The sequence below is a fragment of the Mesorhizobium sp. WSM3859 genome, assembly GCF_002295065.1.
In the GTDB taxonomy this organism is placed as follows: domain Bacteria; phylum Pseudomonadota; class Alphaproteobacteria; order Rhizobiales; family Rhizobiaceae; genus Mesorhizobium.
Genome location: NZ_NSGG01000013.1, coordinates 127,798 through 150,830 on the forward strand (window position 1 = coordinate 127,798; position 23,033 = coordinate 150,830).

The following is a 23,033-nucleotide window of genomic DNA, read 5'->3' on the forward strand; positions in this document are numbered from 1 at the left end:
CCGGCTACTCAGCTTGCGTGGCGGGGGCTGTTGCAAAGAACGCAAGGTGCGAGGGTCCATCGGCGTTCATGCTATCCGCCAAGCCGGAAATAGCTGGCCGTGGCGGAGAACTGCGACCCGTTGGCCTCGATCTCCTCGAGGATCTTTGGCAACAGCTCCGAGGCCGGCGTCGGCCTCGAGAACATGGCGGCCTGGATGTCCTTGGGTCCGGTGATCACCAGCATGATTTGCGGCACCGCCTTGCCGGCCGCCTTGTCGGCGGCGGCAAGCCCGATCGGAATGTTGAAAGTGACCTTGTCGGTTTGCGCCACCATGCGGTCGTCGAGGTTGAAAGCGACGCCCTTATGATCGATCAGCACGACGTTCGAGATCAGCCCACTGCCCGTATAGAACGCGCCGCTGACCGGCGAGCCATCCGGTATCGAGGTCTTGTCGAGGACAAGCTGCGGCTTCGCGGCCGGGCTCCGGTCGAGGAAGCGAAGGAAGGTGGGCACGCCGCATTGGGAGAGCGTGATGAGGCGCACGCTGATGTCCGGCTCGATATGGAACCTGGTCTGGAAACCATTGAGCAATTGTTCGAAGGGCTGGACCGCCGTTCCGTACCCCTCGATCGTCGGGGTGGCGCCGGGTCCCGACGTTACATTCGCGTAGAAACAGTTGCCGCCGCTGAAATCGCGCACCCAGGAGCGCTGGTCGTTCCACTTGGCCATGTCATCTTCCGCTGACGGAAGCGCCGGCTTGGGCACATTGATGGCGACATCGGTGCCCGGTTGCTTGGCCGCCGGCGTCTGGGGTTGCGGCTGGGTTGGCGCGGTCGGTGTTTCCGGCTGGCTGGCTGCCGGGGTCTGCGTCTTCGGCTCCGACGGCGAAGCAGTCGGCTGCGTCGATGCCTGGCTTTGCGGAGCCGGGGGCGGGGAAGCCGCCGGCTTGGGCAACTTGGAAAGCTTGTCCACGAGGTCTTTCACGCTGAGCTTGGCCGCCGGCTTATTTGTTTCCGGCGCCGGCTGGTTTTCAGCCGCCGTTGGTGCGGGCGTCGGCGACTGTTGCGCCGGAGGATGCACGGGTTTGGTCTCGACCTGAGGCGTCTGGCTTTTGGCCTCGCTTTCCGGCTGGGTGGCTGGCTGCTCGACCGGCTTCTTGGCCTCCGCATCAGGTTGGGCGGATGGCTTCGCGCTGTCGGGTTTTGGTGCTTCCGGCTGAGTCGCGGCCGGCGCCTGCGCCTGCGGTTTCGGCGCCCCCGGTTGCTGCGCTTCGGCCTCTGGCTTGGTGGCTTCGGCGAGCGGCTTCGGCGTCAGCGGCTTGGATGTTTCCGCAACCGGCGCGGGCGCCAGCACGCCGCTGAAATAGACGCCTGCCGCCGCCAGGACGGCGATCGCCGCGGCGCCGCCGGCGATGGCGGGCGTGCGCGAAGCCTTTTTGGGCGCGGCCGGTGCGGACGTGCTGGCCGGGGCGGCAGCCGGCGCGGGCCGTGGCTCCGACAGATAGGCAGGGCGCACATGCTCGACGAAACGCGGCTCGCCGGAAGGCGGCGCCTGGGGCTTGGAATCCGGCAGCGCCGTCCAGCCGGCGCGCGGCAGGCCCGAGCGTTCGCGTGCACCGAACGCCACCGGCGGCGGCAACGTCGCCTCGAGATCCTCGCCCCGCGTCGCCCTGGCGATCTCGGCCATGCTGGCAGGCCGGTCGCGCGGATCCGGCTGCAGCATGGCGGCGATGAGTTCTTGGAAATCGGGATCGATATCCGACAGGTCAGGCACCGTCCGGCGCTTTTCGATGACCTCATATTGCGAGCCGCTCATGTCGAGCGGCTTGCCGCGCAGCGCCGCCGCCAATACCAGGCCGAGGCTGTAGATGTCCGATTGCTCGCTGACCTCGCCGCCATAGAGGCCGAGCTGTTCCGGCGAAACATAATTGTATTTGCCGGCGAACCTTCCGCCGATCAGCGTCTCGCCGCCGGTCGCCGAGCGCGCGATGCCGAAATCGATGATCTTGGCGCGATCGACCCGGCCGCCCGGCAGGATGATGTTGTCGGGCGAAAGGTCGCGATGCACGGCGCCCGCCTGGTGCACGGCGCTCAAGCCCGAGGCGAGTCGATGGCAAAGCCGGCGCACATCTTCCCCCGGCATAGGTCCGCGCCGCATGACGTCGAACAGCGACTGGCCGTCGACGAACTCCATCGCGAGATAGGGGCGGCCGATCCCCGTATCGATCGTGAACACGTGGTAGCGGACCACCGCGTCATGCGAGAGATGGTTGAGGATCGATGCTTCCTTGCGGAAAAGCGACAGGATCGTCTGGTCGCGGGCGAATTCGGGCAGCACGATCTTGATCGCCACATGGTCGCCGGTCTGGATGTTGTGGCCGCGATAGACTTCGCCCATGCCGCCGGACGCGATGCGCTCGTCGAGTTCGTAGATGCCGCTGAGCTGCGTGCCGACACCGGCATAAGCGACGTTCGCCGCGATCCGTGTCTTGTCGTCGTCGCTCATCTGGCCAGGCCCTCCACTGCGGACCGATCCGGATGGGGCGAGCCGTTGCGCCCGCCGCCGATCTTCACGAGCACGATGGTCACATTGTCGGTACCGCCGCGCGCCAGCACCGTATCCAGGAGGGTCTGGCATGCCGCCCGCGGCGTGGCGGATCTGACCGCGGCCTCGATTTCGGGATCGCTCACATGCGCCGTCAGTCCGTCGGTGCCCAGAACGAAAACGTCGCCCGGCATCAGTTCGCCCTGCTGGAAATCGATCTCGAGCTCATCGCTGACGCCGACCGCGTGCGTGATCACGTTGCGGCGCGGCCAGGTGCGCGCCTCCTCGGCGCTGATCATGCCGCGGTCGAGCAGTTCCTGCACCTCGGTGTGATCCTTCGAAACCTGGAAGATCGAGCCGTTGCGCACGAGATAGATGCGGCTGTCGCCGGCCCACAGGCAGGCGAAGCGCCCGTCCATGGCGAGCAGGGCCGCGAAAGTGGAGCCGATGGTGATGCCGCGCGAGCGCGATATGCCGCGAATCTCGGCATTGGCGCGGCTGAGCCGGTCCTCGAAGCGCGCGCGAAGATCCGGCGCCGAGCTCGCAATGCCGATCATCGCCAGGTGATCGACGATGCTGGCGGAGGCGACTTCGCCGGCCTCGTGCCCGCCCATCCCGTCGGCCACCACCCATAGTCCGGTCTGCGGTTCGATGAGGTAATTGTCCTCATTGTGGTCGCGCACGCAGCCCTGGTGGCTGACGCCGAAGCTGTCGATGGGGAGGGCGACAGTGCTCAATTTGCCACCAAGCGCTCAGCGAGCGTCCTCTGTGACCAGCCATGGGCCGCGTGCCCAGGCCACTCTGCCATAAGCGTGTACATTAGAGTATCGAAATGAAGGTGCGATCCAGCCATATCAGAACGCCTTCGGACAGCTGAAGCCTGACAAGGCTGGCAGGGTGAGGGGGTTGGCCCCTGAGCCGGCCTGGATCGTGTAGGCGACATCGCGCCCGCCGATCACGAAGCGCGCTTCGGTGTTGGCGCCGTCGCCGGTGATGGTCGCCTTGTCGAAAAGCCGCTTCAACGCCCACGGCCCTTCGAATTTGAGCGCGGACTCGCGTCCAGGCATTTCCGGCACAAGGCTGAGGCTCGCCGATCCGGAAGCGGCGCCGCTCGGCCATGTCAAGATGCTCGGCGCGTTGCCGGCCTGGGCGCTCTGCACCGTCTGCCCGTCCACATTGAGCACCGCGCTGTCGGCTTCGCTGTTCAGCGAGGTGGGTGTGAAGGTGATCGACACCAACGGCGTCGATCCGCCCGACGGGAAGAAGGCGGCGCGGATTTCCGCCGCCGCCTGGAATGCCTTCAAGGTCGATTTTGCAAGGTCCTTGCTGGAACGCGCATCCTGCTTCCAGCTCCATTCCTGTCCGGTCATGTCGATCAGCGGCGCAAGGTTCTGCGCGAAGAAGCGGTCCATCAGGCCGCCCGGCGCGAACAGCTTGGCGAAATCCGCCATCGGGATGTCTTCGCTGCTGTCGCGGGCGAAGGGATAGCGGCCGTTGACCGCCTCCTCGCAGGCGCGCGTCACCGTCTGATCGAGGGTCAGGTTGAGATTGGCGACCGAGGTCTCCGCGACATTGCCCTCGAATTCGTCCGCCGCGGCATTGACCATGCGCGCCAGCGGCTTGGGCAGGCGCGAGACATTGGCGCGCAAGGTCGATATCTGCAGCTGCAGGTTGGCGTTGACGCGCTCGGTCTGCGAGGGGACATCGGCAGCGAGCTTCAGGCTCTGGAAGATGTCGTGGAAATTCTGCGTCAACGCATCGAGCGGTCTGCGGCCGGCGGCGCCGCTGACCAGCGACTGGAACGAGCGGAACTGCGCCTCGACGCTTGCGCCGGCATTCTGTGCAACGGCCGAGCTTGCGCCGGCGCGGCTCTGCGACTTGCCGCCGGCGATCTGCAGGCCGATGCGGGCGAGGCCCTTGGCCATGCTCGCGGGGTCCTGCTCAGCCGTCCCGGCATCGGCCCCGGCGGCGGCAGCGTCCTTGGTCAAAGCGGTCTCATCGGCGATCGCCGTGAACAGCTGATCGACAGGCGAGTCCGGCGCGGCGAGGGCGGAGAGCGCCAGATATTGCGGCTTGTCCTTCAGCATCGCCTTGAGCTTCAACTGGTCGAGGATGCCGTTCCAGGCGGCGGCGAATTCCTTGCCGTAGCGGTCTATGAGCTCGGGGCCGAGCTTGGGCAGATCCTGGTCGATGCCGCCCTGTTCGCCGCCGCCGCCGAGCACCCATTGGTCGTCGACGAGCATCTGCGCGATTCGCGACAGCTGCGGCAGGAAGAAGCGGTTGAAACCGGCACGCGTGTAGAGGCCGGGAACGTGGAGGTCGGCGAGCTCGCTGCCGTCCATGCGCTCGAACAGCAGCTGCGCTTCCGGACCGGCTTTCGCGGCGACGGAGAAATCCTGCAGCCTTGCCGCGTAGACAGCCGACTTGATCTGCGCCGAGGCGCGGTCGGCGAGGCTCATGCGGCCGAGCGAGCGCTGCGCGGCCTCGACCAGCGGCTGGTTGAGCGCGAAGACCGGATCATAGGCGTCGTCGAGCGCAAGCATGGCGCGCAGATGCTTTTCGAGCTGCTCGCGGCCTTCGCGGTTGTTCTCGCCGGGGTAGCGGTTCTCCTCCCAATCCTGCTTCATCCAAGAGACGATCAGCTCGTCGTCGACCTTGGGCGCCTTGCCGCCCAGCATCAGGTAGATCTTGAGCGGCTCGTAGAGCGCGATCGGATCGGCCATCCTGGCCTGGATCGTCCGCTCGGCCTGCACCAGCAGCCGCGAGCGGAAGGTCCGCTCCAGCGCCTGCCGGTAGGCCGTCTTGGAGGCCGACAGCAGCCTCTCGCGCTGGCTGAGCCCGAACGTCTCCTCGATAGGCTTTCCCTGGTCGCCTTTTTCGAACCCGGCCGGCAGGTTGCGCAACTGATCGAGCGGACCGATGACGTTTTCGAGGTCAACGTCGGTCACCGTCGTGGCCTTCAGCAGGCTATCGGCGCTGTCGCGATAATGCGCCATCGCTTGCCGTGTCGAGGCGATCAGCTCTCTGTTGGCGAAGAAGCTGAGGCCCAGCAAGCCGAGCGCCGCCAAGGCCGCCAGCGCGATTACGGCAAGGCCGCTGAACCTGGCGAGCCGGATGCGCCGCTCGGCGGCCCTGTCGAAGGACACCCAGCCCGATTCCGGGAAGATCACTTCGGTCAGGAGATCATGCAGGAAGAAGCTCTTGCCGGCGCCGGAAAGGTGTGCCTGCGAAGCGCTGCCGAAACTGCGGCCGATCGCGCCAAGCACCTGGTCGAAGGGCGTTCCTTCCTGTGTGCCCGACGAGAAATAGAGCCCGCGCAGGCTGACATTGACCTGGCTGCGCGAGGTGTCGAACAGGCTGCCGACAAACTGCGTGATCCGGCTCTTCAGCGCTCCGAACTGCGCCGGAAAACCGAACAGCGCGATCCGCACCACCGGGTCGGTCTCTTCCTGCAGACGGTCGGCGACCTCCTCGGCGAGCCGCTTCGCCAGCCCGTCGAATTCCGCCGGCGCCTCGCCTGCCATGTTCCTGGTGCGGTCGGCGGTCTGGAACGTCGCGCCCCAAACCTTGCGCCGGCGCGCCTCGTCGAAATCGCCGAAATAATCCATGAAACCGGCGACGAGATCGGCCTTGGTGAACAGCAAATAGACCGGGAACTGGATCTTCAGCGTCTCGTGCAATTCGCGCAGGCGGCTCCTGATTTCGGTGACATGCGCGTCGAGTTGCCGGTCGTCGAAGCCGATGAGATCCGAGAGGCTGATGGCGAGGATGACGCCGTTTATCGGTTGCCTGGTGCGGTGCTTCTTCAGCAGTCCCAGGAACGCCAGCCAGCTTGCCTTGTCGCGCTCGCGGTCCGACTCCTGCGTCGTGTAGCGGCCGGCCGTATCGATCAGCACCGCCTCGTCGGTGAACCACCAGTCGCAGGACCGCGTGCCGCCGACGCCGGCCACCGGCTGCGCGCTGCCGGAGCCGGCAAGCGGGAATTTCAGCCCGGAATTGACCAGCGCCGTCGTCTTGCCGGCGCCCGGCGGGCCGATGATGATGTACCACGGAATGTCGTAGAGGAAATTGCGCTTGGCGCTCGTCCGCTTCAGCGTTGCGATGGCTTCGCTCATGCGCGCTTCGAGCACCTGCGAATCGTCGTTGCGCTCGTCGCTGCGCGCGATGGCCGTTTCCAGCGCCTTTTGCGCCTTCCGCCGCCGCCAGAAGCGGATCCCGTAGAACAGCGCGAGCACGGCGACGCTGACGCCGATGATCGTGGCTCTGAGCCACACAGGCCCGAGCGGGCGTGTATCGGCGAAGCGGATCAGCGGCCCGGCGTACCAGACCGCCGCCGAGAAGCCAGCGAGCGCAGCCAGGCTGAAGATCCGCAGCAGCCAGCGCATCAGCCGCCGTTCTCCGCAGCACTGGTCTGCAAGCTCTCCTGTTTCGGGATCATCACGTCGACGCGGCGGTTCATGGCGCGGCCGTCCGCCGTGCCATTGTCGGCGATCGGTTCGTCCTCGCCCTTGCCGTCGGCGCTGAGCCGCGACGGATCCTTCAACTGCTTGGTCATCATCGCCTGCACGGCCTTGGCGCGAGCGACCGAGAGGTCGAAATTCGATTTGAACTGGCTCGATTTCTTCGGCTTCACATTGTCGGTGTGACCGACGATCTGGATCGGTCCGGGCTCAGCATCGAGCGCCGCGGCGAGATCGGCAGTAATCGGCAGGAACTGCGGCTTCGGCTCCGCCTGGCCGGGCGCGAACAAGAGCTGGTTGTTGATCTCGACGACGATAAACGCGCCCTTCTCGCCGACGCTCAGTCCGCCGCCGGCGATTTCCTTGGCAAGCGCGTCGCGGATACGGTCGATCTGGGCGGTGTCCGGAACCGCTGGCGGCGGCGGGCTGGCTTGCGCGGGTTCGGCGGGCGTCACCACGCTGGCGCGCTCGATCGTGACGGGCGTCGAGGGGTTGAGCGCCAGCAACTCGCCGGCGGTCGCGTCGCCTTCATCGGTGATCAGCACCCGCAGCCCGAAGAAGGCCGCTGTCACCAGCGTCGCCGCGGCGGCGGCGACCGCCCAGAGCGGCAGCCGCGCCCTTGGCTTCGGCAACGCCGCCGCCATGCCCTGCCAGCGCGGCGATATGTCGTCGGCGGCGCGCGGCTTGAAGTAGCGCAGCGTGTCGTAGACGTCGCGCCGGACGCGTTCGAGCGTGTCCCGTTCCCTGGCCAGCCCCCGATACTGGCCCTCGAAGCCCAGCGACAGGCAGGCATGCATCAGCTCCAGCAGATCGTAATGCGCTTCCGGCGTGGCGAGTATGTTGTTCAGGGCTTCGTAGAAACCTGCGCCGGTTGGTTGGGTGTGGAAGAACCGCGCCACCAGGCTGTGCTGAAGCCAGCCGTCCTTGCTCGGCCATGGCAGATTGCCGACGAGATCATCGGCGGTTTCGCAAAGGGCGAATTTGGCGATCCGAGCGTCTTCCTCGGCTACGCCTGCCTTCGCCATAGCAAGGTCGAAGGTCTCGATCGCGTCGGCGATATGCTCCGCCAAGGGTGCGGCTTGCCGGTCGACCGGTATCAGCCGCAATTGGCCGAGAAGCATCAGCAGCGGCGCGGAGGCGGCAAGGATCGGATTTGCTGCAACGTATTTCACGCCGGAGGCGGCATCGAGCAGGGCATCCTGCTGCATACCCGGCGCCGCGGCTACCCCCGGTGTCGGTGCTTGAAATAGCACGGTTCCGGACGACCAGCCGGTGGGCATCTGCTGGCCGCCGCCGGGATCGAACACCGTCGCTACGCGCGAAGGCGATGGGGCTGGCCGCCCGCTTTCCGGACCGGACTCCTCGGCAGCTGCAAGCGGCTTGTGCTTCGGTCGCGGCGCGCGGATGACAGTCTTGTCCGCCGGCCCGGAAGGATGGTCGTTCGAGCTCATCGGCGGCGCCTCGCCTTCTCGGCGCAAAAGGCATGTTTTCGATTGGGGAAACGCGTTTCAGGCTGAACCTCGGCGGCGGGCCGCTTGGAAAGGCTCATCTCGCCGAAACATGACATTGCTGCACACGCCCCAAGCCTCGCCGCCTTGCCCGCCGGGCTGGCGTCCTCGTGCATTCTAGTCGCCCGGATACCCAATTGAAACGGGCCGCCGATTGAAATCGGGAAGCAAGATGCTGGAAGAGGCGGCTTCTTCTATGAGACCCGTCACATACGGCCGGCGCGGTTAGAGCAATTCCAGGAAAAGTGTGAGCGGTTTCCGTCCGGAATTGCGTGAAAACAAGAAGATGGGGCATTTCACCGTTTCCGTGAAACGGTGAAATGCGCTAGGCCTGTGCGGCTATTTCTGCTTGTCGGCCTTGGCGTAGGCTTCGGCGAAATAGGCGAGAAAGACATCCAGCATGCCGTTCTCGTGCTTGTCTTCCATCGTCCGCCATGTCGCGACGAGCGCATCCCAGGCCTGGCTCTTCCTGGACGAGAAGGACGCCGGCGGGATCTTCTTGGCGATCGCCTCCGGCGACAGGTCGTCGAGCAGCCGCGACAGCGCGGTCTGCATGGCGGCATAGGTCGCGATCTCGTGGGCCTTCAGGTCGCGGAACGCGTCCTCGATGCTGCGCCTGGCATCGAGATAGCCGGCCCTGCGCTTGGCGAACATGATCTCCAATATGTCGTCGGCGCCCGGCACGAATTTCAGCGGGTTGTTGTCCTCGGCGCCGATCATCGTGCGGTTCGCGCTCTTGGCGAGCACCTTTGCCGCTGCGCGCGCCTTGAGCAGCAGCGACAGTTGCTCGACCGTTGTCCTCAGCACCGCGCCGATCTCGGCCGCGACGTCATGCGGGTCGCGCGCCTGCAGCAAGTCCGGCGGCATGCCGGCCGCCCTGGCGATCTCTCGCAATATCGCATCCCTCTCCGCGGGCAGGTTGGCTGGCACTGCTGGGCCTGGCTGTAACGCCGAGGATGTCGAGACGGGCGCCGCCCTGGCCGGTTGCTGTTCCGGCGGATTGAGGAACGGCCCATGGCCGGGGTCCAGCGGGCGCCCGGTCGAGGGCGGCAGCTCGCGCTGCGTCGACCCCGTCCTGGTCTGGGGATGGCCGGTCGCGGCTCTCTCGTCTTTGATCGAAACGCCGACGACGTAGCGGCCGATCAACAGCCGGTCGCCCTGGGCCAGCCGGTGCGGCCCGGCCATGCGCTGGCTCGAACCGTTCACGAACGTGCCATTGCGCGAGACATCGTAGAGCCAGAACGAACCCGCCTGGTAGCGGACCTCACAATGCCGGCCCGAGATGAATTTGTCCGGATCGGACAGCGTCCAGTCGCAATTCTCGCGGCCGATCTCGAAGCTGCGGTCGCGGGCGGCATAGCTGGCGGCCGTGCCGGCCTGCAGCCTGTCGACATTACTGATCTGGAGAGAGATGAACATCCGGAAGCGTCGCCGAACTTGGTCAACAAATGCTTATCTGTCGCGCAATTCCGGGCGGAAAACCATTGAGCGCCCTTCCGGAATTGCTCTACTATTCTAGCAGCTTGCAAGCCGAGCGGGAGAGGAGCGTTTCACACCGGCGCATCCGCACGCTTTAGCCATCGCTATTATTTGGCCTCCCTCAAACATGTGCTAGGCTGACGCGGTACGGTGCGGTGAACTGGAACGCTCCCGAACGTGATGCAGTTAATAGAGCGGGGGTTTCAAACCATCACACTTGCGGCCGCGTCGAGGAGGGGCACGACCCATGCCGAACGAACGTGCCACGGTTGTACAGACGCCGGCTGGCGCCGACCTGACCTTCACCCATCTCATCGGCCGCGATGAGATCAGCCGCTGTTTTGCCTATACGGTCGGTTTCGTCTCGAAGAACCGCGACATCGACCCGCTGAAGATGCTGGGCGGGGTCGTTTCGGTCGAGGGCGAATCCGACCCGAAGCGCTGGTTCAGTGGCCTCGTGTCGGATTTCAAGCTGACCCGCATCGAGGACCGGCTGGCTTTCTACGAGGCGACCGTCAGGCCGTGGCTCTGGTTCCTCGGCAACACCACCGATTGCCGCATCTTTCAGAACATGACGGCGGTGGAGATCGTCGAGAAGATCTGCTCGAAATACGGCATCGCCAAATTCGAGAAGCGGCTGCAGGGCTCCTATCCCCAGCGCGAATATTGCGTGCAGTACGACGAGAGCGATCTCGATTTCGTGCAGCGGCTGCTCGAGCACGAAGGCATCTTCTATTTCTTCGAGCATGACGAGGGCAAGCACACGCTCATCCTCTGTGACGCGATGAGCAAGCTGAAGCCGGCGCCCGGTTACGACAAGGTGCTCTACAACTTCGAGGGCCAGGCCTCGCGGCGCGACGTCGAATACATCACCGAATGGATACCTGGCAGCGCGGTTCGGCCGGGCGCCTTTGCCCACACCGACTATGATTTCGAGAAGCCCGGCGCCGATCTGATGGCGAAATCCGCCCAACCTTTCGCCCATAAGGAAGCCTCGGGCGAGAACTATCGCCAGCCGGGCGCGCATCTCGATGTCGGGCGCGGCGACAAGATCGCCGGGATCCGCCGCGAGGAGCTTCAGGCCGTGCACCAGCACAGCACGGCGGTTGGCACGGTGCGCGGCCTTTTTTCCGGCTGCAAGTTCACGCTGGAGAGCTTTCCGCGTGACGACCAGAACCAGGACTATCTGGTGATCAGTGCCGAATACCGGCTGTTCGATCCGGGCTACCGGACCCAGAACGAGGCCCACAACGAGAATTTCAAGGTGGTGCTCGGCGTCGCGCCCACCAAATTGCCCTACCGCCCGCCGCGCATCACGCCGCGGCCGATCATGCGCGGCCCGCAGACCGCGACGGTCGTCGGCCCTTCGGGCGAGGAAATCTTCACCGACAAATACGCGCGCGTGAAGGTGCAGTTCCACTGGGACCGCCTCGGCAAGAAGGACCAGAACTCGTCCTGCTTCGTGCGCGTCTCGCAGACATGGGCCGGCAGCAACTGGGGTTTCATCCAGATCCCGCGCATCGGCCAGGAGGTCATCGTCGATTTCATCGAGGGCGACCCTGATCTGCCGATCATCACCGGCCGCGTCTACAACGCCTCGCAGATGCCGCCCTATGGGCTGCCGGGCAATGCCACGCAGTCGGGCTGGAAGTCGAATTCCTCGAAAGGCGGCGGCGGCCACAACGAGCTGATGTTCGAGGACAAGGCCGGCTCCGAGCTGGTCAATTTCCAGGCCCAGAAAGACCACCACCTGCTGATCAAGCACGACCGCAACAAGACAGTCCAGCACGACCAGTCCGACCGCATCGACCACGACGCCAAGCACTCCGTCGGCCACAACCTCGACGAGGACGTCGGCAACAACAAGACGGTCAAGATCGGCGTCGACCAGACGACGAATATCGGCAGCAACGATACCGAGACGGTGGGCAAAGATCGGTCGCTGACGGTGATGGCCAACGAGACGATTCACGTCGTCGCCAATTCGACGGAGAACATCGACGCCAACCATTCGCAAACGGTGGGGCTGGTGCAGACGGTGACCGTGGGAGCGGCGCGTGTGGATACGGTGGGGGCTGCCGAGGCGAGAACCGTGGGAGCTTCTCAGACGAATACGATCGGGGCGACGAGAAGCGTGACGGTGGGGGCCGGGCAGAGCCATAGCATCGGGGCTGATGACAGTTGGACGGTTGGCGCTGGCCAGAGCATTCAGATCGGCGCTGATCAGACTGTCTCCATTGGAGCCAGCCAGGCATCGGAAATCGGCGCCGGCCGAAGCACAAAAATAGCCGAGGACGATGCCACGGACGTAGGTGCGGGACATCTGCTTACCGTGGCAAAGGACAGCGGCATGAAGGTCGGCAAGAACTTTGTCCTCGAGGCTGGGGATTCCATAACCTTGAAATGCGGCTCGTCTACGGTGGTTATGAAAAAGGACGGCACGATTTCCATTAACGGCAAGGATATTGGTTTCAACGGATCCGGAAAGATAACCGCAAAGGCATCAAGCGATATCGTACTGAAGGGTTCCAAAATCGTCGAAAACTGAGGAACAAAGTAATGTCGAAAGTCAAAGACCGGATCGACGGTGTTGTTATTGGGCAGCTGATGGGTTTCGAAGGTGACGCGCCATTGGTTGTGTTCGCCGGCAACCGGCGGGACGTTGCCGTGGCGGCTCGCAGCCTGGTGGCGCTTGAGGACGCCGGTATCGGAGCTGAACTGGCGCTCCTGTTCGAACAAGGCGATCCGGGTAAGCCGTTGATCGTGGGGCGGATAGTGGGGCCGGGTAAGTTGCGGTCACGCTCCGAGATTTCGCACAAGGAAGGTAAGGTTCTCGTTGAGGCGGCTGGCGGGATCGAATTGCGGTGCGGTAAGGCTTCAATTGTAATGCATCCCGACGGTCGTATTACCATCCGCGGTTCCAACATCGTTAGTCACGCCTCGGTCGCCAATCGTATCCGCGGCGGCTCGGTTCATTTAAATTGACCATGGCATCGGCACGCGCCCGAATAGTACCGGACGTCCTGCGAGAGCATGCGGCGCTTGCGGCTTTTCAATGGGCTCAGCGCGACAATCTAGCTGCGGCCGATCCCCCGGCTACCGATGTCGTGGCTGGCATCGATATCCGGCTTGAAAGCAATCTCGACGCGCTGCGTATTGCAGGTGGCGACGCTTGGGCTTTCGCTATTGAACAATGGATTGCGTACCCCGAGAAGGGTGAATTGTTCGTCATAGGCTTTTTGGCGCTTGAGTTTAGAGATGCCGACTTCATAGAGCAGGCGGTTGACTTTGCACGAAATCATCCGGATGCCGATAGCGGCCTGATCGGCGCATTCCGGTGGCTGCCGCCCGCTCCGAACGCCGCGCTGGTCCGATCGTGGCTGGCAGGCATTGAGCCGACGAGGTGTGGCTTGGCGATAGCGATCTTGACGGAATATAGGGTCGATCCAGGTCATAGGCTGGCGCGGTTGATCGATCACGACAGCGCTTATGTGCGAGCGCAAGCCTGTCGTTTGGCCGGAACCCTCGGACGACGAGATTTGGCGGATCGGATCAGAGGTCGACTTGACGATGCCTCCGAAGCAGTGCGGTTCTGGTCAGGTTGGGCCGGTGTCAAACTGGGATTCGGCGTCGAAGCGGCCGAGCACCTGAAGCCGGCGGCGGTGAAGGGTTCCCTTGAAGCGTTGCGGGCCGTGGTGGAGGCGGGACCGGAAACGAGCGTAAGGGCGTGGCTCGGCGGTCTTTTTGAGGTCGAAGCGACTCGCGCGATTGCGGTGCGGGGAGCTGGTATGCTGGGTGATCGGAGCGTACTGACATGGCTCATTCGTCAAATGAGCGTCCCTGCGCTCGCGCCGGCAGCGGGCGCCGCATTCCTGCAACTTTTTCCGGAAGCCGCCAAAGAGGAAGGTCTATTCGTCGCCGATTTGGATGTGCTGGGGGAGGCTTTTCAACAGGACGATGCACCGTCGGGCGAACTGCCTGTGGCCGCCCGGATCAAGCATTGGGCGGATCAGAGAGGCATGTTGCCGCGCAAGACAATCCGCGCCGCTGCCCGCTGATCAATCACCTACCAACTGGCGATAAGTTTGCTCGCTCTGTTTGAGATAGGCGACAAAATCATCATAATAAAATTCATTGTCGTCGCTGACATACATGATCTGCCAGTCGGTGTCCTTTGATTCACTCTCGCTCGGATCAGGAAGAACCAGAAGATATTTAGCTGGGGTGATATCTGATGTGCCGATAATCAGTGTGTGTTCCGGATACTCAAGCTCTTCGAGCCAGACATCCCGATACCACTGGGCAAACGTGTTGTTTTTGTAGGCGTTTGCAATCTCTTGGCAAGACATCAAAGAGACATGCGCGTCTACGAAATCCCATCCGTTGGAAAGAGACAAGAACAAGCGATAGCTATCTGGCAACCGAAGTCCCAACTGATTCTCAAGTGCCTTGATCGCTTGTTCGGAAGCGCCCTGCCGCAACGCCGAAACAGGGTCATCCTCATCATCGAAATATCGATTTCGAATCGCAACTCCGCGATCGAGCATTTCCTTCAGGCGTTTGGCGTCGATCTCGGCCATGCTAACACCCTCGCGTGCTGAATTTGGTTACGGTGACGTTTCCGTGTGCTTTCCGCACGGCCTTGATCTGGGATCCGCTCGACCCGTTCACCGAGCCGTCGAGCCAGCGGAAGGGGCCATCGGCGCGACCTCCCACCAATTGCTTTTCGGTGATGTGGTCAGCTTGCATGCCTGCGCCCAGCGGATCGCCTTTGGCCTGTTTCTCAGCACAAGGATGGTAGAATTGCGTCGGTTGATTGCAAGGTTCCTGGTCTGGATGAGAGAACTTACCGGTAACAGTCGTCTTCATCCAGTTGTTTGCATATCTTCGTTGCGCACGGCCGGCGGCTGCCTCGGCAGCCGGTGAGGGCTTACGGAGCTTAGTCGGAGTGCCGCGGTCCTTGATCACCTTGTTCATTTCGCGGGCTTTGGCGCGCATCTGCTTTTTCTGACAGTCACTCCAGTTGGGGTCGCATTCGAGGTAGATTTCCCCCTCACCTGGCACTGGCCCCTGGATAAAGCCGCCGAGACAGGCGGTGTTTCCATGGTTCATCTGCAGTTTGTCCGACAATCTGCAGGCATTCTTGCCGTCAAGCTTGACGTCGAATGAATATAGGATCCACGCAGCCTCCTTCATGTTCGTGCTGGATTTGACGCCACCGGCAGTACCTGGCTCATCGCCATTACAACGTGAGAGTTCGGAACCTTTGATGGCTGCCATGTTGCCGCCATCGACTTTGACGGTGGTGGTGCCCCCCGTCAGATCCGAGGACATGGAGATGATGATTGGGTAGGGGATAGGCACCGGCCCGCCGGGCGAGGGCGTCTTGCACACATCCGGCAGCGTGGACTTGGCAATGCCCATCGATCCTTTGTGGGCCAGCGAATTTGATGTCCCGTTCACGTGTATGGTAACTGGCATGTGTCAGTTGCTCGCAGTCGGTGTGCGTAGAAGGATCGCGGCCCGGTGACCGGATTCGGAGCCAGCCAGAATCATGCTTAGGGTGCCGATCGCATAGGCCCGTTCGGCCGCCTGCGTGGCTAGGGTAACGAGCAGCGGAATTGTCGCCGCTCCTGTATCCCCCCAGCAGTCGGCCGGGGCAATGAAATCAGCGGGAGCACGAAACCTCTGCCCCATCCGCGCCAGCATGAAGCCGAACTCGTCCGCTCTGTAACTTTCGCCATTTTGATCGCAATAGATCATGTCGACCTGTTGGTTCTCGGGCAGCGCCGAAAGGGCGGCTTTCACGGCTCGTGTAAGCCCCCAGCCAAGACAGACGCCATCCGTCTTGATGGGGACTTCTTCGCGATCGAGAGCCACCGCTTCGATCAGCGCGCGTGGGCGGGTCTTGTGCTCGCGCGCCGTTGACAGATTTGAGATCAGCAATACACCAGCAGCTTCTCCAGGGATGAAACCCCAGGCATTGTAGCTGGCATGAAGTTGCCGGTTCTGCTCCAGCCAGCGAACCGTGTCGGCGGCTAGCCAACTGTCCAGGCCGACCACTGCGGCCCAGCGCCAGTGACCGCTGTCAAGCATCTGACTGACATGGCGGATTGCCGCGCCCCCAGAGGCATGACCAAGCATCATGGCAGACAGAACACCAAAGCCGCGCAGATTCTCCGATAGCCGCGACACGATCCGCTCGCCCAATTGGCGATCAAGCCCCGGGCGTGGCTCGGGCAGGGCGATCACCATGGGTAACGGGCCGAAGTCGGCTGCATTCGGAATGGATTCGATGGCGTCCGCGAACGCGGCAATGGCGAACTCGACAAGACGCTCTTCCAGCGACAGATCCGGTTGCGAGGCGGGAGGGTGGGCGACGATCGCCGGCTCCTCCAGTTGATCGAGAAATGTCGGATGCTCTAGGAAGCGTGCAAGACCTGCCCTCACAGCTGCGGCCGAGCTCGCTGCACTCAGGCCAACCGCGGTGCACGCACCGGTCGACAGGACACAGATGCGATGGTCCTCCCTCATCGTCCGATGACCATGTCTGAAGTCGCACGTATGCGCTCACGTTCCCAAATACGAGTCTCGCGCAATTGCGTAACGCGACTGTGGCACTCCAGATGGGAGTGCCAGACCAGCGATACGGCCGGCAGGTCTGGCTCGAAGACAACGGTGTGGAGTCTTGCTTCATGCCGTATTTCGGTCAGGTCGTCGAATTCGGTTTCCATGACAAATGAAACCTGCGGTAGATTGAATCGCAGCACTCCATAGGGATGCAGCCCCTGCAGCAAGACGGGTTCGCCACCACGGAGGTGACTGGGGACTTGTTGATCCGGCGGTGCCTGCTGGTGGTATCGAGGATCGAAATCGAGAGGCAACAGCGGTAGCCGTTCTTCTTCCCAGGCTTTATCGTAGGTGCCCCCGTAGCGACGGCGCTGTGGCCAATGTCCGGCAACGGCGCCGAACCCGGCGGGCGGGGGCCGATCGCTGCGAGACGAGATTAACGCCCGCGGATCCTCAATGTTGGGAATTGGCGTATCCGTCAACGCGCTGGCCGATGTGCTGAAGCCAACACCGACTGGGTTCGGCTCATACCAGACTGGACCGTATGGACCGGATTTTCCGGCGATATCCATGCCTCCGAACGCGCGGGTCCAATCAATCGGCATGCGCACAAAAGGTTCGGGTGTTCCAGGTCGCCCGCCCCGCCACGTGCGATCCCCGAAGACGACCAAGTCTTTGCGCAGTGGACCGACCTGGATCGCGACATGGAGGCGTTCGGCCACATGACCCGCCGGGGGGCACGCATGTCCCTCTACAAGCACATCGGTAGCGAGCTTGAGGTGAGGCAGGTCGCTGTCGGCGCGCAGATAGGTCGCAGCGCCTTCACCGACATACTCTGGCGCCAGTTTTACGTCTGACTGAAATTTCGCATCCTGCAAAGTAAGACGGCCGTCCTCGGCGATGAGGAAGCGCGCCCGCAAAGCGACGAGCCAAATCTCGCGGCCGTCCATGTCGCGAACCCACGCTCGATTCGCCTTGTAGGGCGTGGAGTTGTTCAATGCCCACATGGTGAACTCAACTTAGTCATGGCTGGCCTTGTCCGCGACCACAGTGAACTGGTGCGGATATGCCATCTGGTTCCAGATCTGCATCAGCTGGTCTCCCAACTCGCGGCGAAGATCTGTTCGAGCGTCGGCTGCGGCGCTTGCTGATCGACATCGTAAATATCCGTATGCGCCGTCCACATGACGAGGTCGTCGATGACATCGCCCTCATCCTCGACGGGCGGAATGGGCAGGGCCGCAAGCACCGCGTCGAGTTCGTCGGGCGTCAGCTCTCGGCGTTGCGCGGCCAGCGCCGCATTCTCGATCCCTTCGAACCAAGCGTCAGCATAAGCCAGCTTGAGCGGCGCTTCCGACAGCCTTGCGACGACGCTCAGCGGGAACCGCCGGCCGACCCTGTCGGCGCTTTGCAGCACGATGCCAGCCGCCGCGCCGAAGGAAGCGGGGCCGCTGATGAAACGCAGCGCCGTGTTCTGCGGCCAGGTTTCCACCCCGAACAGCGGCACGATGTGTTGCGCCAGCCAGCGGTCCCACACGCGCACGAAATCGCCCGGCAGCCGCCGCGTCACGAAATCGCCGGCGGCGGGCATCTTGCCGTAGAAGCCGGGCAGGATCAGATCTGCGGTGGACATGTGAATTTCTTGAACATCTCGAGCGTGTAGGGGTTCTCGACGCTGGCCGCCTTGAGCTCGAAATCGGCCCACATGCCCTTGGTGCCGAGCCGCAGGCTGTAGACGTCGGTGAGCTTGGTCGCGTTGAAGCGGCCGCCGCGCAGCATTCTGAGCCACGCCCAGCTGCCGGTTTCGTTGAGCATCACTTCGGGCGAGCCGTCGACCGGCTGGAAGGCGAGCGAGATCACGCCGGTGCCGTCCTTGCCGGGCCATGTCATCGGCTGCGGCCTGGTCGCGTTGTTGTAATAGACCAGGTTCTGGCCATCGACATTGAGCGTCACCCGCGCCACGTTGGGAGACAGGTCCTTTGGCTCCAGCGTAAAATTCATCACCGGTCCGGTGCCGCCGGGGAACAGGTCGTCGCGGATGTGGCGCGCCTGCTCGAAGGCCGCCAGCGCCGCTGGATCGAGACCGAAATCGGCGCGCCATTTCCACGGCTCGCTGGCGGTGTCGACATAGTTGATCAGATGATCGTTGGTGAAAGCGTCGATCAGGCCGGTCGGCCCGAACAGACGCTGGAAGTCGCGGACATTGACGTCGACGGCGCTTTCCGGACTGAACGGATAGCGGTTGTTGAGCGCGGCCTGGCAGAAGGGCAGGATGTCGGCCCGCCAGATGGCGTTGAGTTCGTTGGTGACGGCCTTCTGCGACAGGCCGCTGGTGTCGCCGGCAATGCCACCCAGCCAGTCGTTGATCGGCGAAGGCAGGATCTGCGCCTGCCTCGCAACCGCGCCCGTCAGTTCGGCAAGGCCACCCTGCTTCTTGATGGCATCCTGCGGGTCGGGATTGGCGGTGACGGTCTGCAGCACGTTGGACAGCGCCGTCAGCGCCACGACGGCGGCGTCGAGGGCCGGCGGCTGGCCGTCGACTTGGGCGATCGTGCCCTTGAGCGGCTTGAAATGGTCGGCGACCAGGCTGCCGGTCATATCCACCTGGTTGGCGGAGCCGGCGCGCGGCAACAATTTCGCTCCCGTCTTCACCACCTTGCCCAATTTTCCGAGCTTGCTGAGCAGCTTCGAGCCCGTCTTGGCGGCGGCGCCGCTCTTGTCGTCGGCCGGCGCCTCGTCGGAGCGGGTGAGATCCGTCTCCTGCACCACGGCGGTCAGCAGCCGCTTCAGCGCGGAGTCGGCGCTGGACAGATCCTTGAGGTTCTCGCTGGCGACGTTGAGGTCCGTCAGCGGCGCGAGCCGCATGTCGCGCAGGAAGGAATCCCACTGCGCGATATAGTCGTCGTAATAGAGCTTCAGGATGTCCTCGGACAGCGCCGACACCGACGTCTCCGAATTCTCCGAACAGCCGCCGGCAAACACGGCGCGGTCGAGCGCAGCCTGGCCGGCCACATCCTCGACCCGGTCGAGGATCGCGTCATGGAATCCGGCATAGGTGTAGGGGCCTGGAACGCCGACGCGCAGCGTCTTGTCGGACCGGCGCGCGAACACCTTGGCGCCGTTCGGTCCGGCGAAATTGGCCGGCACCCATTCCTTGACCGCCGCCACTTCCGGGTCGGCCAGAAGCTGCTTGTAGGCGCGCTCCGGCAGCGAGATCGTGCACACCGTCTTCAGCGCCTCGGCGAGCAGTTCCTTGTCCGGGGCGATATAACTGTCATCGACCGCCATGCGGCGGATCGCGGCAAGCTGGTGCTCTTCGGCATCCGCGGTCGGGAAGGGCGGCGCGGGCGCGAATTGCGGCAGGCTGTTCACCCACCAATTCTGCACGAAATCGGTGTCCATCTGCGACAGGCCGGTCATCATGCGGTAGGTCTTCAGCGCGCCGAGCATGAAATCCGGATCGCGGATCTGCCGCCACATCGTGGCCTCCAGCAGCGCGACCATATGCGGCTCCAGCACATTGCGCAGAGCGTGGTCATAGGTGTCGGTCTGCGCGCGCATGAGCTCGGCCGAAGCGGTCGGGCCGAGCAAATTGTGGACGGCATCCGGCGGCGCGGTGCGGGCCGCCGCCACAGCATCCATCGCCGCCAGCGCGCCGTCCATGGTCGGCTGCTCGACCGCGGCCGGCATGGCGGCGACGTCGGTCAGCGGCTGCTGCAGCGCCTCGAACTGGCCGGCCTGCTCGGTGATCGCATTGCGGTTGTCGAGATAGGACCAGGTGAACAGCCCGCCGGCCAGCAGAGCCGCGAGCGCGCAGGCCGCGGCCGCGCCGCGCCAGATCCAGGCGCGGCGGCGCTGCGCCAGCGGATCGAATGTGCCGAGGCCGGCCTCCTTGAAGATCACTTCGGTGAGCAGATTGCGCAGGAAGAAGCTGCGCTTCTCGACACGCGACGCCGGCATGGCGCGGCGCGGCGGCAGTCCGAAGGATGACGACAGCGCCGCGGTCAGCCGGTCGATCGGCGCGCCTTCCTGCGTCGCCGAGGTCAGATAGAGGCCGCGCAGCCAGGCGGCCTCCTCGTAGCGGCTCTCGCCGAACATCGCCTCGACCAGCACCTGGATCGGCTCTGATAGGCTGGCAAGCTGCGCCGGAAAACGAAAGATCTCGGCACGCTGGCCGAGCTTGTCCTCGTCTTCCAGCCGCGGCACCAGCCGCCGCTCCAGTTCGGCGGCGAGCCTGGCAAGTTCCGTCTGGATCGTGCCGGCGTTGACACGGGCATCGAGCGGGAAGGTGGTGCCCCACACCTGCTCGCGCGCGGTCGTCGACAGGCCGCCGAAGAAGGCTTCGAAGCCTTTGATCAGGTCGGCCTTGGTCAGCATCAGGTAGACAGGCAGGCGGATCTCGAGCCGGTCGTTCAGCTCCGCCAGCCGGCGGCGGATTTTCCGGCCATGCGCCTTGATCGCCTCGTCGCCTTCCGACAGCACGTCGATCGACAACGCGACGATGACGCCGTTGAGCGCACGCCGGCCCCGGTGTTTCTTCAACAGGTCGAGAAAGCCCAGCCACTCCGCCGCGTCGACATCCGGCTGGCTTTCCTGCTGAACGTAGCGGCCTGCCGTGTCGATCAGCACCGCGTTCTCGGAAAAGAACCAGTCGCAGTTGCGCGTGCCACCGACGCCCTGCAGGTCGTCGGTGAGGTCGATCGGGAAATTGAGGCCGGATTGGCGCAGCGCCGTGGTCTTGCCGGTTGCCGGCGGGCCGACGATCACATACCAGGGCATCTCGCGCAGGAATTTCCGGCCGCCGAGCTTGCGCCGCTTTAGCTCGGTCATCACCTCGCCGAACTTGGCGCCGACGGCCGCGACGCTCTCCTCTCCAGGCGTGAGTTGCTTCTCCTGAACAGGCGCCGCGATCTCGGCGACGAACATGCGGTTGGCGCGGATCGCGCGGCGTTGCGCGATGATCAGCCAGATCAGCCACAGGATGATCAACCCGGCGATGATGGCGATGCGCACATTGTCGGACTCGAACGGCGCGTAAGGGCCGACCTGCACGATCGGCCCGAACACCCAGATCAGCAGCGAAAGCAGGGCGATGCCGATCAGCGTCCACAGAAAACGCGAGGTGATGACGGCCCAGAGGAAGCGCAGGATGAACATCTCAGAGCCTCTTCTCGACCAGAACCTCGACGCGCCGGTTGAGCGCGCGGCCCTCGCGCGTCGAATTGTCGGCCACCGGATCGGTTTCGGCGCGGCCCTCTGACGAGATGCTTTCCTGCGGCACGCCCGCCTGCACCAGAAGCTTGGCTATGGTCTCGGCGCGCGCTTCCGACAGACGCTGGTTGCTGGCAAGCGGGTTGGATTTCTGCAGGCGCACATTGTCGGTATGGCCGACGACGGTGACCTTTCCGATCAGCTCCTTGTTGTCGAGGATCACCTTGGCGATGGACGCGATCAGCGGCTCGTAACCCTCGGTCAGCGTCGGCCGCGACGACTGGAACAGCTCGGGATTGGAGGACTGGATGACAAGCTTCGCCAGCGAGACGCTCTCGGTGCCGCTGAGCGCGCCCTTCAGCTCGTCCGGCGCCTCGGCCTTGAACTCGGGCAGCAGCGCGAAATCGACCGGCTGCGGCGCTTCCGGTTCGGGGGCATCCTGCTTGGGCGCGGCGCGGGTGACATCGCCGCGCGAGGCCGGCGGCAACGTGCGCACCAGCGCGGAAAGCTCGACCGCCTGGCTGCTCAAGCCCATCGACAGGCCGACATAGGCAGCCGCGGCCACGACGATCGCGGCAAGCGCCATCACCCAGATCGGCACGATGAAGCGCTGCGGCTCATCGGACGCGATCACGCCTTTCCAGTTCGGCGACAGCGGCGAATCCTCGGCGTCCGCGTTGCGCAGGAAGCGCGCCGCCGCCACGCGCACCGCATTGAGCGAACGGTCGCCGGCGCGGCCGGGCACCCGGTATTTGCCGCGGAAGCCGAGCGCCAGGCAGTAATATTGCAGCTCCAGCATCTCGCGGTCGCGGTTGGGATGCCGCTCCAGCTCGTCGAGGCGCGTGAAAAACTGGGTGCCGGCATCGACGTCGCCGCGCAGCATGACCACCAGCGGCTGACGCGGCCAGGCGCTGGCGCCGCCCCACGGCGTGTTGAGCGCAAGGTCGTCGAGCAGCGCCGCCACGGCCCACGCGGCCTGGTCCGCGCGCTCCAGCGATGAGCCTGCGGCAACAGCAGCGTCGCGGGCCCGCACCAGCTCGTCGAGCAGGCGCGTGCGCATCACTTCCGGGTTCTCCGGTGCCAGCGCGCTCTCGAGCTCCGGCGCGAATTCGAGCAGCGGCGCGAAGATGTTGATCAGCGTGTTGGGATGGGCGCGCGCCCGCTTGACCGGCGCGCCCGGCGCCAGCGGCGCCATCGGGCGGGGCGCAGCACCGGTCAGTCGGATGCGTGTGCGCTCGCGATCCTCCGACAGTCCGAAAGGATCATCCCGGCTCATGGCC

Annotated in this window: 15 protein-coding genes; 3 read left to right on the top strand and 12 right to left on the bottom strand. The window is 64.2% G+C overall.

Annotated features, from left to right (window positions below):
* Positions 1–71 precede the first annotated feature (71 nt).
* The 5 genes from CK230_RS24315 to tagH all read right to left on the bottom strand — a co-directional run bounded on the left by CK230_RS24315 (position 72) and on the right by tagH (position 9,912).
* Positions 72–2,486, bottom strand: coding sequence for a protein kinase (locus CK230_RS24315; protein ID WP_095819671.1), 2,415 nt, complete (start codon positions 2,484–2,486; stop codon positions 72–74).
* Complete coding sequence (locus CK230_RS24320) at positions 2,483–3,262, bottom strand: PP2C family serine/threonine-protein phosphatase (protein ID WP_095819672.1); 780 nt, start codon at positions 3,260–3,262, stop codon at positions 2,483–2,485. Before CK230_RS24320 ends, CK230_RS24315 begins: the two co-directional genes overlap by 4 nt.
* 117 nt (positions 3,263–3,379) lie before the next feature.
* Positions 3,380–6,910 (bottom strand): type VI secretion system membrane subunit TssM, encoded by a 3,531-nt coding sequence (tssM, locus tag CK230_RS24325; protein ID WP_176480196.1) that lies wholly within the window; start codon positions 6,908–6,910, stop codon positions 3,380–3,382.
* Positions 6,910–8,436, bottom strand: coding sequence for a type VI secretion system protein TssL, long form (tssL, locus tag CK230_RS24330; RefSeq protein WP_095819674.1), 1,527 nt, complete (start codon positions 8,434–8,436; stop codon positions 6,910–6,912). The genes tssM (CK230_RS24325) and tssL (CK230_RS24330) overlap by 1 nt, the downstream gene beginning before the upstream one ends.
* 396 nt (positions 8,437–8,832) lie before the next feature.
* Positions 8,833–9,912, bottom strand: a complete 1,080-nt coding sequence (gene tagH / locus CK230_RS24335; RefSeq protein WP_095819675.1) for a type VI secretion system-associated FHA domain protein TagH — start codon at positions 9,910–9,912, stop codon at positions 8,833–8,835.
* A 307-nt stretch (positions 9,913–10,219) separates the two neighbouring features.
* On the opposite strand from tagH, the gene tssI reads away from it, so the two are divergent.
* From tssI to CK230_RS24350, 3 genes are read left to right on the top strand one after another with little or no spacing between them, the layout of a single operon-like run.
* Complete coding sequence (tssI, locus tag CK230_RS24340) at positions 10,220–12,520, top strand: type VI secretion system tip protein TssI/VgrG (RefSeq protein WP_095819676.1); 2,301 nt, start codon at positions 10,220–10,222, stop codon at positions 12,518–12,520.
* Positions 12,521–12,531: 11 nt separating this feature from the next.
* Complete coding sequence (locus CK230_RS24345; RefSeq protein ID WP_095819677.1) at positions 12,532–12,957, top strand: DUF6484 domain-containing protein; 426 nt, start codon at positions 12,532–12,534, stop codon at positions 12,955–12,957.
* Positions 12,958–12,959: 2 nt separating this feature from the next.
* The gene (locus tag CK230_RS24350) at positions 12,960–14,030 is read left to right on the top strand and encodes a HEAT repeat domain-containing protein (protein WP_095819678.1); all 1,071 of its coding nucleotides are present in this window, start codon (positions 12,960–12,962) and stop codon (positions 14,028–14,030) included.
* Here the strand turns inward: CK230_RS24350 and CK230_RS24355 are convergent, their stop codons facing one another.
* From CK230_RS24355 to tssL (CK230_RS24385), 7 genes are all read right to left on the bottom strand, one after another.
* Positions 14,031–14,552, bottom strand: a complete 522-nt coding sequence (locus tag CK230_RS24355) for an SMI1/KNR4 family protein (protein WP_095819679.1) — start codon at positions 14,550–14,552, stop codon at positions 14,031–14,033.
* A 1-nt stretch (position 14,553) separates the two neighbouring features.
* A complete protein-coding gene (locus CK230_RS24360; protein WP_210201492.1) occupies positions 14,554–15,396 on the bottom strand; it encodes a DUF4150 domain-containing protein in 843 nt (280 codons plus the stop codon).
* 60 nt (positions 15,397–15,456) lie between these two features.
* The gene (locus CK230_RS24365; protein WP_095819681.1) at positions 15,457–16,506 is read right to left on the bottom strand and encodes a hypothetical protein; all 1,050 of its coding nucleotides are present in this window, start codon (positions 16,504–16,506) and stop codon (positions 15,457–15,459) included.
* Complete coding sequence (locus CK230_RS24370) at positions 16,503–17,549, bottom strand: DUF2169 domain-containing protein (protein WP_095819682.1); 1,047 nt, start codon at positions 17,547–17,549, stop codon at positions 16,503–16,505. Before CK230_RS24370 ends, CK230_RS24365 begins: the two co-directional genes overlap by 4 nt.
* Before the next feature lie 83 nt (positions 17,550–17,632).
* Complete coding sequence (tagF, locus tag CK230_RS24375) at positions 17,633–18,175, bottom strand: type VI secretion system-associated protein TagF (RefSeq protein WP_176480197.1); 543 nt, start codon at positions 18,173–18,175, stop codon at positions 17,633–17,635.
* Entirely contained in the window at positions 18,157–21,699 is a 3,543-nt protein-coding gene (tssM, locus tag CK230_RS24380) for a type VI secretion system membrane subunit TssM (protein WP_095819683.1), read from the bottom strand. Before tssM (CK230_RS24380) ends, tagF begins: the two co-directional genes overlap by 19 nt.
* 1 nt (position 21,700) lies before the next feature.
* A complete protein-coding gene (gene tssL, locus CK230_RS24385; RefSeq protein ID WP_095819684.1) occupies positions 21,701–23,029 on the bottom strand; it encodes a type VI secretion system protein TssL, long form in 1,329 nt (442 codons plus the stop codon).
* Positions 23,030–23,033 lie beyond the last annotated feature (4 nt).

Coding starts and splice junctions, on each gene's coding strand:
- CK230_RS24315 (WP_095819671.1), bottom strand. CDS start 2,486: ATGAGCGACGACGACAAGACACGGATCGCGGCGAACGTCGCTTATGCC.
- tssM (WP_176480196.1), bottom strand. CDS start 6,910: ATGCGCTGGCTGCTGCGGATCTTCAGCCTGGCTGCGCTCGCTGGCTTC.
- tssL (WP_095819674.1), bottom strand. CDS start 8,436: ATGAGCTCGAACGACCATCCTTCCGGGCCGGCGGACAAGACTGTCATC.
- tagH (WP_095819675.1), bottom strand. CDS start 9,912: ATGTTCATCTCTCTCCAGATCAGTAATGTCGACAGGCTGCAGGCCGGC.
- tssI (WP_095819676.1), top strand. CDS start 10,220: ATGCCGAACGAACGTGCCACGGTTGTACAGACGCCGGCTGGCGCCGAC.
- CK230_RS24345 (WP_095819677.1), top strand. CDS start 12,532: ATGTCGAAAGTCAAAGACCGGATCGACGGTGTTGTTATTGGGCAGCTG.
- CK230_RS24350 (WP_095819678.1), top strand. CDS start 12,960: ATGGCATCGGCACGCGCCCGAATAGTACCGGACGTCCTGCGAGAGCAT.
- CK230_RS24355 (WP_095819679.1), bottom strand. CDS start 14,552: ATGGCCGAGATCGACGCCAAACGCCTGAAGGAAATGCTCGATCGCGGA.
- CK230_RS24360 (WP_210201492.1), bottom strand. CDS start 15,396: ATGGGCATTGCCAAGTCCACGCTGCCGGATGTGTGCAAGACGCCCTCG.
- CK230_RS24365 (WP_095819681.1), bottom strand. CDS start 16,506: ATGAGGGAGGACCATCGCATCTGTGTCCTGTCGACCGGTGCGTGCACC.
- CK230_RS24370 (WP_095819682.1), bottom strand. CDS start 17,549: ATGTGGGCATTGAACAACTCCACGCCCTACAAGGCGAATCGAGCGTGG.
- tagF (WP_176480197.1), bottom strand. CDS start 18,175: ATGTCCACCGCAGATCTGATCCTGCCCGGCTTCTACGGCAAGATGCCC.
- tssM (WP_095819683.1), bottom strand. CDS start 21,699: ATGTTCATCCTGCGCTTCCTCTGGGCCGTCATCACCTCGCGTTTTCTG.
- tssL (WP_095819684.1), bottom strand. CDS start 23,029: ATGAGCCGGGATGATCCTTTCGGACTGTCGGAGGATCGCGAGCGCACA.